The sequence below is a fragment of the Parabacteroides sp. CH2-D42-20 genome (assembly GCF_003670185.1).
GTDB lineage: Bacteria > Bacteroidota > Bacteroidia > Bacteroidales > Tannerellaceae > Parabacteroides > Parabacteroides distasonis.
The window spans coordinates 1-1,083 of the sequence record NZ_RAYG01000092.1; the positions used below are offsets into that span (position 1 = coordinate 1).

Sequence of the window (1,083 nt, forward strand, 5' to 3'; positions counted from 1 at the left end):
ACGGTCAATAGCTTGTAATCCGACTCGTCTCTTCTCAAGATATGTTTGCGGGCGTACGAGCGGAGCGAGCGATCCGTAACGGACACCATCACGATCGGGAACGGGTAGGCGAACAGGCGCAACGGCATGGTCTCGCTATCTGGAAATGCACGATACAACTGATAGGCCGAACACTCAAAAGCCACCCAGTAAGCCCCCGTACAATACAGGTGTATTGAGTTTTGGTTCGCACGCTCACGATCCATGATCTCTGTCAAACGCTCACGCAACAGGTTCATCAACCGGAGGCCGGAAGGAACCTCGCACGTCTCTCTCTCTTTTCTCATATCTTTCATTTATCGCTATGCGCAACTTTTACTTATCAACTGATCCCGTGTCCGAGCCAACGGTCGTAATCACGTAAACGACGTATCAACACGGACTTGCTCTTCTTGGGCGAGGCCTCCTCCATCCAAGGGTCAACCAACTCGTGCGCCATGCGCTGATAGAGGCTGCTGTCCGTACAGCCGTACAGCGTGACCAGCAACAAGGCACGGGATTGCCCCGCTTTTATCACCGGGAGCATGCTGCGCATCGTGGAGCGCAAACGATCGAACTCATCCTCCTCGCCCAAAAGCTTATAGGCAGGAAGGAGCAACGAGTAAAGCTTGCAACGGATCACGTCGGTCTCACCACGGAGAGAGGCGTAGCCACGCAGGACCTCACGGGCCAGACAGGCATCCTCCTCCACTACGCTGCCGGACGAATGGTAACGCCCCAAGGCCCCGTGCAAGCCTTCCGACAGACGGTCGTTGTCCAAATGGGTATACACGTGCTTGCCCCCCGTGTTCAACTCGATCAACTCATACTCCCCAGCTCTCACCTCGAACAAGGGAACCCACATGCAATCGAGGATACGCACCATCACGTCCTTATGGCCACCGCCCGGCTGTACCACCACCTCGGCCTCCATGTCGGCAAACGGGCCGGAGGTGATACGCACACGGTCGCCTTTCAACAGGTGGCCACTATCAGGCACGTACACCGGAAGCTCGTTGGAGTAAGACGCCGCGACCCAACGTAAGGTCTCCATCTCACGATCCG

At 56.2% G+C, this 1,083-nt stretch carries 2 protein-coding genes; both read right to left on the reverse strand.

The annotated features are described in order from the left end of the window. A partial coding sequence (locus D7V92_RS21865; RefSeq protein ID WP_121773793.1) for a hypothetical protein occupies positions 1-326 on the reverse strand: 326 nt, incomplete at its 3' end. A gap of 35 nt (positions 327-361) precedes the next feature. Next, positions 362-1,083, reverse strand: a 722-nt coding sequence (locus tag D7V92_RS21870) for a transcription termination/antitermination protein NusG (RefSeq protein WP_370036720.1), incomplete at its 5' end; no start/stop codon positions are given.